Source organism: Enterobacter sp. BIDMC92 (genome assembly GCF_001030225.1).
Classification (GTDB): domain Bacteria; phylum Pseudomonadota; class Gammaproteobacteria; order Enterobacterales; family Enterobacteriaceae; genus Enterobacter; species Enterobacter sichuanensis.
On the sequence record NZ_KQ087598.1, the window covers coordinates 1,364,154 to 1,377,960 of the forward strand.

Consider the following 13,807-nt stretch of genomic DNA (forward strand, 5'->3'; position numbering starts at 1 on the left):
ACCCGGTAATGGCAAATCACAGCCGTGCAGGCCAACCTGCACAACAAAGCGATTTGATTAACGTCGCTCAGCTGACCGCGCAGTATTACGTGCTGAAACCGGTCGTGGGCAACGCAGAACACGCAGTGAAGTTTGGTACATCTGGCCACCGCGGTAGCGCGGCGCGCCACAGCTTTAACGAACCGCACATTCTGGCCATTGCTCAGGCCATTGCAGAAGAGCGCGCTAAAAACGGCGTTACCGGTCCGTGCTACGTGGGGAAAGATACCCATGCACTGTCTGAACCTGCCTTTATTTCGGTGCTGGAAGTGCTGGTGGCAAACGGCGTCGATGTGATTGTTCAGGAGAACAACGGTTTTACCCCAACGCCTGCGGTCTCTAACGCTATCCTTGTGCACAACAAAAAAGGTGGCGCGCTGGCGGACGGCATCGTTATCACGCCATCCCACAACCCGCCGGAAGACGGCGGCATCAAATACAACCCGCCTAACGGTGGTCCGGCTGACACCAACGTCACCAAAGTGGTGGAAGATCGCGCCAACGCTTTGCTGGCAGATGGCCTGAAAGGCGTGAAACGTATTTCTCTGGATGCCGCCATGGCGTCGGGTCACGTGAAAGAACAGGATCTGGTTCAGCCGTTCGTGGAAGGGCTGGCGGATATCGTCGATATGGCGGCAATTCAGAAAGCCGGGCTGAAGCTGGGCGTGGATCCGCTGGGCGGCTCCGGTATTGAATACTGGAAACGTATCGCAGAGCATTACAAGCTGGACCTGACCATCGTGAACGATCACGTCGATCAGACCTTCCGCTTTATGCACCTCGATAAAGATGGCGCGATCCGTATGGACTGTTCATCAGAGTGTGCCATGGCGGGCCTGCTGGCGCTGCGCGATAAATTCGACCTGGCGTTTGCTAACGACCCGGATTATGACCGCCACGGTATTGTCACCCCGGCCGGGCTGATGAACCCGAACCACTATCTGGCGGTTGCGATTAACTACCTGTTCCAGCACCGTCCGCAGTGGGGCAAAGAGGTGGCTGTCGGTAAGACGCTGGTCTCTTCAGCTATGATCGACCGCGTGGTTGATGCGCTGGGCCGCAAGCTGGTGGAAGTACCGGTTGGCTTCAAATGGTTTGTTGACGGTCTGCACGACGGCAGCTTCGGCTTCGGTGGTGAAGAGAGCGCGGGGGCATCTTTCCTGCGCTTTGACGGCACGCCGTGGTCAACCGATAAAGACGGCATCATCATGTGCCTGCTGGCGGCGGAAATCACCGCGGTCACTGGTAAAAACCCGCAGGAACATTATAACGACCTGGCGGCACGCTTTGGTGCGCCGAGCTATAACCGTATTCAGGCCAGCGCGACGTCTGCCCAGAAAGCGGCGCTGTCGAAACTCTCTCCTGAGATGGTCAGCGCAAGCACCCTGGCGGGCGACCCGATCACTGCCCGTCTGACGGCGGCACCGGGTAACGGCGCATCCATTGGCGGACTGAAAGTGATGACCGACAACGGCTGGTTCGCGGCACGTCCATCCGGTACGGAAGATGCGTATAAAATCTATTGCGAAAGTTTCCTTGGCGCTGAGCACCGTCAGCAGATTGAGAAAGAAGCGGTAGAGATTGTCAGCGAAGTGCTGAAAAACGCGTAAGTGCGGTTTGTGTGCCGGGCGGCACTGCGTTTGCCCGGCCTACAACAACGATCGTAGGCCCGGTAAGCGCTAGCGCCACCGGGCTTTTTTTCAACTGTGCTTATTCTTCAATTCAAACCGCGGTGACACCAGACCGTACAGCGTCCAGCCCATAAAGGTCACCATCGCACCATACAGCATCGCCTCCTGCCCGGATGAGTAGAGCGCATAGAAGCTGTAAATCGCCCCAATCAGCGCCACGATGTTCGCCACGCGCGCTTTGCGTGGCTCCACTTTCGCGACCTTCTGAATAATCACCAGCGCCGCCATCGACAGAATATACGGAATGATATTCGTCACGACCGCCAGGTTGACCAGCACGTTGAACTGGCTGTTCAGCGACGGGCTGATGGTCATCAGCGACAATCCGCTCTGGAAGATGACAATCGCTAACATGCCCTGCACCGGCGCATCGGCTTTGGTCACGCGGGAGAAGATTTTCGGGAAGTAGCCTTCATCAGCCGAAGATTTAAATACCTGAGCGATAGTAAACTGCCAGCCGAGAAGTGACCCGCAGCAGGACATCACCATCAGACCCATGATCACTTTCCCGACGCCTGGAGTGAACATCTGCGCAAAAGCCAGCCCGAACGGCGCCGTGGAGTTTGCCAGGTCCATGTTCGGCACGATGCCTGCAATCACGTTCGTCGAGACGATATAGATCACCGCCGCGCCGAGCGTGCCACCAAGAACGGCAATCGGAACGTTCTTTTCCGGATTCTCCACCACTTCCGCATTCGCGCAGGCGGATTCCAGGCCGAGGAAGGCCCACAGTGTCATGGCGATAGAAGAGCCCACTGCGGTAAAGAACGGTACATGGTGCGGGTTCCATGAGTTAGCGTACAGGGTCGGGCTGAACCAGAACCAGCCGATGATGCACAGGCCGACAACCGGAATAATTACGCCCCAGACGGTGATGCTGCTGAGCTGGCCGGTGATGCGCGCGCCGCCAAAGTTGGCCACGGTGCAGATCCACAGTACGCCGATGGTGGCTAAACCAATCTGTACCGGGCTAAGCGTCGCGCCAAACAGCTCTGTGCCGTAACCGACGGCGGAAATAGCAATGGCCACGTTAGCGATCAGCAGCGACACCCCGTAGGTATAGTTGGCCATAAAGTTGCCGGACTTACCAAAGGCATATTCGGCATAGCCCCCCATACCGCCTGACTTGCGGCTGAACATTCCGCACTTGGCAAACGCCCATGCCAGCGCCATTGAACCTAAGGCGGTCACCAGCCAGGAGATAATCGAAATGGTCCCCACTTCTGCAAGCTTGGTGGGCAGCATGATGATCCCCGATCCCATCATATTCACCATAGTGAGGATGGTGAGCTGCATTACGCCCATCTTATTGGACTTACTCATAATGTCTCTCCTTTCAGCAGCGCGGGCTGAGCGGCGGGTTGTTTGATGACATTGCAGCGAACCTGTTTGCGACCCTCGCACTCTTCGACGTAGACCCCCTGCAGCTCGGGCGCAAAGCCCGGTAACAGGTTGATGCCTTCTTCCAGCGCGGCAAAGTAGCGCAGCACGGAACCGCCCCAGACTTCCCCCGGAACAACGCACAGCACCCCTGGCGGATAAGGAAGGGCGCCTTCGGCGGCGATGCGGCCTTCCGCGTCGCGCAGGGACACCAGTTCGACCTCGCCGCGCAGATAGGCGTAGTTCGCGTCCTGCGGGTTCATCATCACGCGTGGGAAGTGAGATTTGCGGAACATCTCTTTCTGTAGCTGTTTCACGTTGTGGCGGGCGTACAGGTCATGCATCTCCTGGCAGATCTGGCGCAGAGTGTAATTCGCGTAGCGATCCGGATGTTGTCTGCAGATGGAAGGCAGCACCTCTTTTAGCGGGGCATCACTCTCGAGCAGTTTTTCGAAGCGGACCAGTTGCGCCACCAGCTGCTGCAGTTTGCCCATATCTTCCGCAGGCGTGAGCAGGAACAGGATCGAGTTGAGATCGCATTTCTCCGGCACAATGCCATTTTCACGCAGGAAGTTGGCGAGGATAGTGGCAGGCACGCCAAAGTCGTCATACTCGCCGGTGCGGGCGTTAATGCCCGGCGTGGTCAGCAAGAGCTTGCACGGGTCGATAAAATACTGGTGCTCAGCGTAGCCTTCAAAAGCGTGCCAGTGTTCACCCGGCACGAAATGGAAGAAACGCAGGTCGGTCGCAATTTCCGCCGTGGCCCAGCTTTCCCAGGGACGACCATCTACCGTTTCGGGTACGAACGGACGCAGGTAGTGGCAGTTCTCCAGAATTAATTTTCGCGCTTCGATACCGTTCACCACGCAGTCTATCCACATGTTGCGCCCGCTCTGGCCTTCATGCATCCGGGCGTTGATGTCCAGCGCGGCAAACAGCGGATAGAACGGGCTGGTGGAGGCGTGCATCATAAAGGCGTTATTCAGCCGCTTATGCGGGACATAGCGCTGCTGGCCTTTGATGTGGCTGTCTTTCTTGTGGATTTGCGAGGTCTGTGAGAAGCCCGCCTGCTGTTTGTGCACAGACTGGGTCACCAGGATCCCCGGATCGTTTTCGTTCAGATCCAGCAGCAGGGGAGAGCAGTCGGCCATCATCGGAATAAACTGCTCGTAACCCACCCAGGCCGAGTCAAACAGGATGTAATCGCACAGATGACCAATCTTATCCACCACCTGACGGGCGTTATAGATGGTGCCATCGTAGGTACCCAACTGGATCACCGCCAGGCGGAACGGACGCGCATCGCGTGCACGGCCAGGCGCCACCTCTGCCACAAGCTCGCGCAGATAACGTTCATCAAAGCAGTGGGCGTCAATACCACCGATAAAACCGTACGGGTTGCGCGCGGTTTCCAGATAGACCGGCGTAGCGCCTGCCTGAAGGAGGGCACCGTGATGGTTCGATTTATGGTTGTTACGGTCGAACAAGACCAGGTCACCCGGCGTGAGCAGGGCGTTAAGCACCACTTTGTTAGATGATGAAGTGCCATTCAGCACGAAGTAAGTCTTATCGGCATTAAAGACTTTTGCCGCATGCTGCTGGGCGATGCACGGCGCGCCTTCGTGGATCAGCAGGTCGCCCATCGCCACGTCGGCGTTGCACAGATCGGCACGGAAAAGCGTCTCACCAAAGAAGTCGACAAACTGGTTCCCGGCAGGGTGACGGCGGAAGAATTGCCCGCCCTGATGCCCCGGGCAGTCAAACGCGCTGTTGCCCTGTTTCACATAATCGACCAGGGCGCGGAAAAACGGCGGGCGCAGCTGGGTTTCATACTTCTGTGCTGCCGCTTCAAGTTGACGTCCATAAAAGTCGTTGCTGGTGTCTGAATACTCAAATACGCCTTGAATGCGTGATAAATAGTCTGCCGGGATGATCTCTTCTTTGTGCGTCGCGACAAAAACAGGAATACCAAATCCGGTGGCTTCTATTTCGTCCAGTATACCATCGGTAATATCGCTTACGGCCAGAACAATAGCGGCAACATCAATATAATCCGAGGCCCGTACATCCACCAGTTCACGCTGGGTGGTAAAACAATCCGGACAGGCACGGCTGGCTGCAATTTTTAAACTGTTCATCTTTCTCTCTTTATTTTAGGTAATAAAAGTCCCTCGATTTCTTGCAAAAAAGAAATCGATAATTTTCCGGAAAAAAAGCAAAAGGTGGCCGCTGATTAAAAATCAGTGAATTGCTTTTTTATGATGGCAATTCAGTCCGCCCGGTGCGGATGAGTCTGAATCACGTTAAATGAGCGCACGAGGTTACAGGCAACAGCCTGTAAAATAGGGAGTTTCAGGATAACCTGTAAGCGAGTGCGCCAGAAGTCGAAGGACTACCGGGCATTAAAGAGATGAAAGTCAAAGCAGTTTCGGTGGGCAAACATCATGATATGTGTTGTCCGCCTTATATGGGGCATTAAACGATTGTTGTTTTCCATGTTTCATTTTCCTTTCAGTAATTGAAAGCATGGTCATTTTATCCAGGAAAAGGCGATTAACTGTGAAACAGATCACCGTTAACCGATCAAATCAGAAATAAATATTCGTTTTTGATGAATATTGCAGATCAAAATGCTGATTTGTTGATGGTCTGTTAATGGATTGTATTGTTAATGTCTTAAATGAGCGAAAATAACCCGATAAAATAACGTTGGGTTATTTTTTAACTATTTTTCTGGTTGGTTTTGTTTTTATTTAAAATAAAATGAATAGTTATTCAGAGCATAAACCGATAACCGATACCGGTTTCAGTTAATAAATGGCGAGGGCGTGCGGGATCGATTTCGAGTTTCTGACGAAGGTGCCCCATATATATGCGCAAATAGTGACTATGTTCTACGGCATTGGGGCCCCATACCTGACTTAACAGCTGGCGTTGGGTGAGCACCTTGCCGTGGTTGTTGAGCAGCACGGCGAGGAGGCGAAACTCGATTGGCGTGAGATGGATCTCCTCTTCACCGCGCACAATGCGTCGTGCGGCAAGGTCAACCTGGATATCACCAAACGCGTAAGTGGGATCGGCAGGCGTAGAGGCACTGTGACGACGCAGCGCCACGCGAAGGCGCGCCTGCAGTTCGCCGATACCAAAGGGTTTAATCAGGTAGTCATCCGCCCCGGCATCCAGCGCGGCAATTTTATCCGTCTCTTCTGTGCGGGCGGAGAGCACCAGAATCGGCATCTGGCTCCACTGGCGGACTTCCCGAATGAAATCGATGCCGTCGCCGTCCGGTAGACCAAGATCGAGGATCACCAGGTCCGGTTTGCGGGTGGCGGCTTCAATTAAACCCCGCTGCAGCGTACCCGCATCATGCACGCGCAGGCCGTCTCCTTCCAGCGCAGCGCGCAGAAACCGGCTAATGGCGATCTCATCTTCAACAATCAGAACGTTGATCACAAATCCTCTGGTAATTCATTAAGTTCTGGCGGGGTTTCCAGAGGAAGTGTAACACAAAAACGCGCACCGCCTTCCGGACGATTCTCTGCGGAAATGGACCCGCCGTGAACGTCAATGATCGCCTGGCAAATGGCCAGCCCCAGCCCAACGCCTGGAATGGCCGACTCCTTATTGCCGCGCGCGAATTTTTCAAAAATAGCCAGCTCTTGCCCGGCAGGAATGCCCGGGCCAGTATCCCAGACGTCAAGATGCAGCGTTCCCTCTTCCACCGTCGCATCCACGCCAATCCGTGCACTGGCACCGGCATATTTGCCGGCATTTTCCAGCAGGTTGATCAGCACGCGTTCAAACAGCGGGCCATCAACGTGAATCAGGGTGAGTGGCTCGGGCATGTTGAGCGCGATATGCCGCCCACCGAGGCCAGGCTCGAGCATTTTCAGGGCGCTGCCCACCACCTCTTCAAGCGTGAGCCACTCTTTTTTGAGGTTAAAACCGCCGGACTGAATACGCGCCATATCAAGCAGGTTATTCACCAGGCGCGTGGTATTCAGCACGTGCTGGCGGATCTCGCTGGCCTGAAGGGCGTGCTTAGAGCCTTCCGCCGCCAGGTCCAGCGTCAGGATCTCTGACTGACCAAACAGGACGGTGAGCGGGGTTCGAAGGTCATGAGACAGCGCCGCCAGCAGCGAGTTACGAATACTTTCACGTTCGCTTGCCAGCCGGGCCTGCTCTTCGCTGGCGGTGAGGGCCAGCCGCTCCAGCGCGCTGGCAACCAGCAGCGTAAAGGTCTCCAGCAGCCGCTGCTGTTCGGGGATCATCAACTGGCGCAGGTTGGAGGGCTCAACGATGACCAGCCCCTGATTTTTATCGGCACTGCGCAGAGGCAGAATTTGATAGGGCACGCCGGGCAGGGTATCGGTCCCTGCGCCAGCCGGTAATCCTTTGTCAAAGCTCCAGCGCGCGATAGCCTCGTCCCAGGGGGTCATGCCCGAGGCCGACGTCAGCGGGCGCAGCTTGCCGTGTTCGTCCGGGAGTAAAATCAGGTTGCTGGCATGAAACGTCGAGCGGATAAACTGCTCGCTGGTCTGCACAATATCCAGCGGGGTACGACCCACCGCCAGCGATTTCGACATCTCATAGAGATGGCGGGTGCGCTGTTCGCGGTAGCGGGCGATACGCGCCTGATAGCGCACCCCCGCCGTCAGATTCCCGATCACCAGCCCGACGGTGAGCATTACCGCAAAGGTGAGAATGTACTGCACATCCGACACGGCGAGCGTTCCGCGGGGGGCAATAAAGAACAGATCGAAGCTGATGACGTTGATAACCGTCGCCAGTACCGACGGCCAGCGCCCGTAAAAGAGCGCCACCACCACCACGCCAAGAAGGTAAATCATCACCAGGTTGGCGGCATCAAACGCTATCAGCCACTGGCTGGCAATGACGGTGATCAGGGCACAGAGCACCACGGCCACAAGACAGCCGCGGAGCTGAATGCGCCACTTATCGCTGAAGGTGCGGCTGTCCGGTGCGCGGTTGGGTAACGGCGTGGGTTTGTCATCCAGCGCCACGATCACCAGATCCAGATCCGGCGCGCGGTGGGCCAGTTTGTCGGCAAAGGATTCGCGGCTAAACCAGCGGCGATGCTGGCGACGGCCAATCACGATTTTCCCCAGGTTATGCTCACGCGCGTAGCGCAGAATGGCTTTATCTTCCTGAGGATCGGAAAGGGTGGCGGTTTCCGCGCCCAGCTCCTGCGCCAGGCGCAGCGAACTCAGAATAGCGCGACGCTGGTTTTCAGGCAGAGCGTGCAGCTGCGGCGTTTCGACATACACCGCGTGCCAGACGCTGCCAAATTTGGCCGCCAGGCGAGCGGCGGTGCGGACAAGTTTTTCATTGCCGCTACCGTGCCCCACGCACAGCAGGATGGCGTCCCGCGTATGCCAGACGCGCTCCTGTCCCTGCAGATCTCGCCAGGCACGCATCTGGTCGTCCACCCGGTCGGCGGTGCGGCGCAGAGCCAGTTCGCGCAGGGCTATCAGATTGCCTTTACGGAAGAAATGTTCGATGGCGCGTTCGGCCTGACCGGCGATATAGACTTTGCCTTCATGCAGGCGCTGGCGCAAATCATCGGGGGGAAGATCAACCAGCACCACTTCGTCCGCGGAATCAAAGAAGGGGTCGGGCACCGTCTCACGGACCTGAATGCCGGTCACGCCGCTCACCACGTCGTTCAGGCTTTCGAGATGCTGAACGTTAACTGTCGTGAACACATCGATGCCGGCTTCCAGTAACTCTTCCACGTCCTGCCAGCGTTTGGGATGGCGTGAGCCTGGCGCATTGCTGTGCGCCAGTTCGTCCATCAGGATAAGGGCGGGACGGCGGGCGAGGGCGGCATCGAGATCGAATTCGGTGACTAAACGACCACGATGGCTGATGCGTCGGGGCGGCTGAGTAGCCAGCCCCTTCAGCAGCGATGCCGTCTCTTTGCGGCCGTGGGTTTCAACCACGCCGATCAGAATATCGAGCCCCTGTGCCCGAAGCCGCTGGGCTTCTGTCAGCATGGCGAAGGTTTTCCCGACGCCTGCGCAGGCGCCAAAGAAAATTTTCAGTTTGCCGCGATGGGCTTCAGCTGTTTGTTCGAGCAGCCGGTCCGGATCCGGGCGCATGGGCTCGTCGGTCATTTAGTTTTTCCTTAGCGCGTCCAGCGCCAGATTCAGCTCAACAATATTTACCACGGGCATGCCGATAAAGCTGACCAGCGGCTTTTGCGTGTGCTCGGCAACCAGCTGGCTAACCTGCTCAACGGTCAGCTGACGGGCAGCGGCGACGCGCGGGATCTGCCATGCCACCGCTGCCGGCGTCAGGCTATAGTCCAGCCCGCTGGCCGAGGCAGTTACCAGCTCCACGGGAACATGCTGACTGGCCTGTGGATTAGCGGCGCGAAGAGCGGCCACGCGCTCAGTGACGGCTTTGTCCAGCTCAGGGTTGCTGCCCGCCAGGTTACTGCCGCCGGATGCCATCGGATTATACGGGCTTTCGGCAGTGGCGGAAGGGCGTCCCTGGAAGTAGCGGGCATCCGTAAAGTTCTGACCAATCAGGCGCGAACCGCGGTTTTCGCCATTTTGCATAATCAGCGAGCCGTTGGCCCGATCCTTAAACCACCACTGGCCCAGCGCGGTGGTCACCAGCGGGTACAACCCGCCGGTAATAAGAGACAGCAGAATAAACAGAAGTATAGCGGGGCGTAACATCGTCATTTGATTCACCTTTTAAACCAGGCCGAACAGCGTCAACAGCAGGTCAATAACCTTGATACCGATGAAGGGCACCACCAGCCCGCCCAGGCCGTAAATCCACAGGTTACGGCGCAGCATGGCGGCGGCAGTGAGCGGCTTATAGCTCACGCCTTTCAGCGCCAGCGGGATCAGGAAGACAATAATCAGGGCGTTAAAAATCACTGCGCTCAGAATGGCCGAGGCCGGGGAGTGCAGATGCATCACATTCAGCGCGTTTAACTGCGGATAAGTCGCAGCAAACGCGGCCGGAATGATGGCGAAATACTTCGCCACGTCGTTGGCGATGCTGAACGTGGTCAGCGAACCGCGGGTCATCAGCATTTGCTTGCCGATGTGCACCACTTCAATCAGCTTGGTCGGGTTGGAGTCCAGGTCGACCATGTTGCCCGCCTCTTTTGCGGCCTGGGTACCGGAGTTCATCGCTACCGCCACGTCAGCCTGTGCGAGGGCAGGGGCATCGTTGGTCCCGTCACCGGTCATCGCCACCAGACGGCCTTCCGCCTGATATTGACGAATCAATGCCAGTTTGGCTTCCGGGGTGGCTTCGGAAAGAAAATCATCCACGCCCGCTTCGGCGGCAATCGCCGCGGCAGTCAGCCGGTTATCCCCGGTGATCATCACCGTTTTGATCCCCATCTTGCGCAGCTGGGCAAAGCGCTCTTTGATGCCGCCTTTGACAATGTCCTTCAGGGCAATGACCCCGAGCACGCGCGCCCCTTCGGCCACCACCAGCGGCGTCGCCCCCTGACGGGCCACGCTCTCGACCAGGCTGTCCACTTCCGGTGGGAAATGACCGTTGTTGGCCTCAATGTGGCGACGGATGGCGTCAACGGAACCTTTACGGATCATGCGGTCCTGGATGTTGATGCCGCTCATGCGGGTTTGCGCCGTGAAGGGCACGAAAGTGGCATGCAGGCTCTGCACGTCGCGCTGGCGCAGGTTGAAGCGCTGTTTGGCGAGGATCACAATGCTGCGGCCTTCCGGGGTTTCATCGGCAAGGGAAGAGAGCTGGGCGGCATCCGCCAGCGTTTTTTCATCCACGCCCGGGGCGGGTAAGAAGTCTGACGCCTGGCGGTTACCCAGGGTGATGGTCCCGGTTTTATCCAGCAGCAAGACATCCACGTCACCGGCGGCTTCCACCGCCCGCCCGCTGGTGGCGATGACGTTGGCACCGAGCATACGGCTCATACCGGCCACGCCGATGGCCGACAGCAGACCACCAATGGTGGTGGGGATCAGACAGACCAGCAGTGCCACCAGAACAGTGACGGTGACCGCGGTGCCGCCATAGGCGGAGAACGGCCAGAGCGTTGCCGTTGCCAGCAGGAAGACAATGGTTAAGGCCACCAGCAGGATGGTCAGCGCAATTTCGTTAGGGGTTTTCCGACGCTGCGCGCCTTCCACCATGGCGATCATCCTGTCGAGGAAGGTCTCACCCGGGTTAACGCTGCACTGGATCACCAGCCAGTCGGAGAGAATGCGCGTCCCGCCCGTCACGGAGGCGAAATCGCCGCCGGATTCACGGATCACCGGCGCAGATTCCCCGGTGATGGCGCTTTCGTCCACCGATGCGCCCCCCTCAATAACTTCCCCGTCGCAGGGGATGATGTCGCCCGCTTCCACCAGCACCACATCGCCTTTACGCAGTTCATCCGCCGGGACGTGGTCCATCTGCGCACCGTATTTTGGTTCACGTAGCTTGCGCGCGAAGGCGGTTTTTTTCACCCCTTTCAGGCTGTTGGCCTGGGCTTTACTCCGGCCTTCCGCCAGCGCCTCTGCGAAGTTGGCGAACAGCACGGTAAACCACAGCCACAGGCTGATGGCACTGGTAAACATCGCGTTTCCCGGCATGTGGCCCGTTCCCATGGCAATCGCCAGGGCGGTGGTCAGGACGCTTCCCGCCCAGACAATAAACATCACCGGGTTGTGCCACTGCACGCGCGGGCTGAGTTTTTTCACCGCATCCATGAGCGCCTGGCGAACTAATGACGGTTCGAACAGGGCCAGTTGTTTACGACTCATGACAATTTCTCCGCAAAATCAGCGTAAAGAGAGGTATTCCGCGACCGGGCCTAACGCGAGGGCGGGGATAAAGGTCAGGGCGCCGACCAGCAACACGGTGCCCGTCAGCAGGCCGATAAACAGCGCGCCGTGGGTCGGCAATGTGCCGGTAGTGGTCGGTTGAATTTTTTTATTCACCAGCGATCCGGCAATCGCCATTACCGGCACAATGATCCCGAAGCGACCCACAAACATGCAGAACGCCAGCAGACAGTTCCAGAACGGTGAGTTGGCGCTTAAGCCTGCAAAGGCGCTGCCGTTGTTGTTGGCGGCAGAAGAGACGGCATAGAGCACTTCGCTAAAGCCGTGGATCCCGGGGTTAAAAATGCCGCTGCGTCCGGCCTCGGTCATCAGGGCCAATGCGGTGCCGAGCAGTACAAGCGCCGGGGTGACCAGAATCGCCAGCGCGGTTAATTTCATCTCGCGAACGTCGATTTTTTTACCCAGGTATTCCGGGGTGCGGCCAATCATCAGACCGGCAATAAACACCGCCAGCAGTACGAACAGCAGCATGCCGTAAAGACCGGAGCCCACGCCGCCAAACACCACTTCGCCAATTTGCATCAGCCACATCGGGATCATGCCACCCAGTGCGGTAAACGAGTCATGCATGGCGTTAACCGCCCCGCAAGAGGCTGCCGTAGTGACCACCGCATACAAACTGCTGGCGAGAATGCCAAAGCGGCTCTCTTTCCCTTCCATGTTGATGGCGCTATCGGCACCCAGTGAAAGGAAGTGCGGATTACCCTGCCATTCCGCCCACATCACCAGCGCTACGCAGACCACAAAGATAAGCGACATGGTCCAGAGCAGGGTGCGCCCCTGACGGCGATCGTTGACCACGTCGCCAAAGGCGAAGCAGAGCGCGGCGGGGATCAGGAAGATCGCCAGCATCTGCACAAAATTGGTCAGTGCGGTGGGGTTCTCAAATGGATGCGACGAGTTGGCGTTAAAGAAACCACCCCCGTTCGTCCCCAGCATCTTGATGGCCTCCTGTGACGCCACTGGCCCCATAGGCAGGAGCTGTTTTGCGCCTTCAAGGGAGGTATATGGCGTGTAAGGCAGCAAGTTTTGCAGGGTGCCTTGCTGAACAAAGAACAGCGCGATCAGCAGCGCAATCGGCAGCAGGATCCACAGGGTAATGCGTGTCAGATCGACCCAGGCATTTCCCAGGGTACTGATTTTTTGACGGGCAAACGCACGCGTCAGGGCGAAGATCACCGCGATACCGCTGGCAGCAGAGAGGAAGTTCTGCACGGTTAACCCGGCCATCTGGCTGAAGTAGCTGAGCGTGGTTTCACCGGCATAGGACTGCCAGTTGGTGTTGGTGACAAAACTGACCGCCGTGTTCAGCGCAAGATGCCAGGACAAACCCGGTAAGTGTTGCGGATTCAGCGGCAGGTTGCCCTGCAGCATCAGCATGGCAAAAAGCGCAATGAGCCCCGCGATATTCAGCAGCAGAATGGCGAACAGGTATTCACGCCAGTTCATCTCCCGATCGTCGATTCCCAGTACACGCCAGATCCCTTTTTCAACACTTCCCGTGCCGGGCAAGGGGACGTTGTTAATCAGCCGTGCCAGTACCGATCCCAGCGGCCTTGCCAGAATGAACAATACCGCTAAGAAGCTGGCAATAAGCAAAAACGCCTGAGCAGCCATCAGAATGCCTCCGCGTTAATCAGGGCATAAACCAGATAACCCAATAACAGGAACACCAGCACGATGCCGGTAATAAGACCTGCACTCACAATCCACCTCCGGGTGACTTTTGTTGTTGCTCTAACGGTAGGATTTCCGGCGCAAAGATTTCGCAAAAATGAGAAGGGCGGGTGTAAAAAAAGTATAAAAATGGCAAAAGCCACAATTTAACTATTGATAAGTAAA

10 protein-coding genes are annotated in these 13,807 nt (G+C 57.1%); 1 reads left to right on the forward strand and 9 read right to left on the reverse strand.

All coding sequences use genetic code 11. The features are described from left to right. Window positions 1-8 precede the first annotated feature (8 nt). Window positions 9-1,649: a phosphoglucomutase (alpha-D-glucose-1,6-bisphosphate-dependent) gene (pgm, locus tag SP99_RS06205; protein ID WP_025756359.1), complete on the forward strand. Its 1,641-nt coding sequence runs from the start codon at window positions 9-11 to the stop codon at window positions 1,647-1,649. A gap of 90 nt (window positions 1,650-1,739) precedes the next feature. On the opposite strand, the gene potE is transcribed toward pgm, so the two are convergent. The 9 genes from potE to kdpF form a co-directional block, all read right to left on the reverse strand. After that, window positions 1,740-3,053, reverse strand: coding sequence for a putrescine-ornithine antiporter (potE, locus tag SP99_RS06210; RefSeq protein WP_025756360.1), 1,314 nt, complete (start codon window positions 3,051-3,053; stop codon window positions 1,740-1,742). Next, window positions 3,050-5,248: an ornithine decarboxylase SpeF gene (gene speF / locus SP99_RS06215; protein ID WP_047958030.1), complete on the reverse strand. Its 2,199-nt coding sequence runs from the start codon at window positions 5,246-5,248 to the stop codon at window positions 3,050-3,052. Before speF ends, potE begins: the two co-directional genes overlap by 4 nt. A gap of 254 nt (window positions 5,249-5,502) precedes the next feature. Further along, entirely contained in the window at window positions 5,503-5,607 is a 105-nt protein-coding gene (speFL, locus tag SP99_RS24295) for a leader peptide SpeFL (protein WP_003858645.1), read from the reverse strand. A gap of 278 nt (window positions 5,608-5,885) precedes the next feature. Continuing rightward, entirely contained in the window at window positions 5,886-6,563 is a 678-nt protein-coding gene (kdpE, locus tag SP99_RS06220; protein ID WP_047958031.1) for a two-component system response regulator KdpE, read from the reverse strand. Continuing rightward, entirely contained in the window at window positions 6,560-9,247 is a 2,688-nt protein-coding gene (kdpD, locus tag SP99_RS06225; protein WP_045286152.1) for a two-component system sensor histidine kinase KdpD, read from the reverse strand. Before kdpD ends, kdpE begins: the two co-directional genes overlap by 4 nt. Next, entirely contained in the window at window positions 9,248-9,823 is a 576-nt protein-coding gene (kdpC, locus tag SP99_RS06230; RefSeq protein ID WP_025756364.1) for a potassium-transporting ATPase subunit KdpC, read from the reverse strand. Window positions 9,824-9,835: 12 nt separating this feature from the next. Next, window positions 9,836-11,884, reverse strand: coding sequence for a potassium-transporting ATPase subunit KdpB (gene kdpB, locus SP99_RS06235; protein ID WP_047958032.1), 2,049 nt, complete (start codon window positions 11,882-11,884; stop codon window positions 9,836-9,838). Between the two features lie 18 nt (window positions 11,885-11,902). Further along, window positions 11,903-13,582, reverse strand: a complete 1,680-nt coding sequence (kdpA, locus tag SP99_RS06240) for a potassium-transporting ATPase subunit KdpA (RefSeq protein WP_047958033.1) — start codon at window positions 13,580-13,582, stop codon at window positions 11,903-11,905. Beyond that, window positions 13,582-13,671 carry a K(+)-transporting ATPase subunit F gene (gene kdpF / locus SP99_RS23600; RefSeq protein ID WP_015386886.1) on the reverse strand — a complete coding sequence of 30 codons (90 nt, stop codon included), beginning with the start codon at window positions 13,669-13,671 and terminating at the stop codon, window positions 13,582-13,584. The genes kdpA and kdpF overlap by 1 nt, the downstream gene beginning before the upstream one ends. Between the last annotated feature and the right edge of the window lie 136 nt (window positions 13,672-13,807).

Bases quoted from the DNA above. Each gene is read 5' to 3' on its own strand.
- speFL (WP_003858645.1), bottom strand. From the start codon at position 5,607: ATGGAAAACAACAATCGTTTAATGCCCCATATAAGGCGGACAACACAT.
- kdpC (WP_025756364.1), bottom strand. From the start codon at position 9,823: ATGACGATGTTACGCCCCGCTATACTTCTGTTTATTCTGCTGTCTCTT.
- pgm (WP_025756359.1), top strand. From the start codon at position 9: ATGGCAAATCACAGCCGTGCAGGCCAACCTGCACAACAAAGCGATTTG.
- potE (WP_025756360.1), bottom strand. From the start codon at position 3,053: ATGAGTAAGTCCAATAAGATGGGCGTAATGCAGCTCACCATCCTCACT.
- speF (WP_047958030.1), bottom strand. From the start codon at position 5,248: ATGAACAGTTTAAAAATTGCAGCCAGCCGTGCCTGTCCGGATTGTTTT.
- kdpD (WP_045286152.1), bottom strand. From the start codon at position 9,247: ATGACCGACGAGCCCATGCGCCCGGATCCGGACCGGCTGCTCGAACAA.
- kdpA (WP_047958033.1), bottom strand. From the start codon at position 13,582: ATGGCTGCTCAGGCGTTTTTGCTTATTGCCAGCTTCTTAGCGGTATTG.
- kdpB (WP_047958032.1), bottom strand. From the start codon at position 11,884: ATGAGTCGTAAACAACTGGCCCTGTTCGAACCGTCATTAGTTCGCCAG.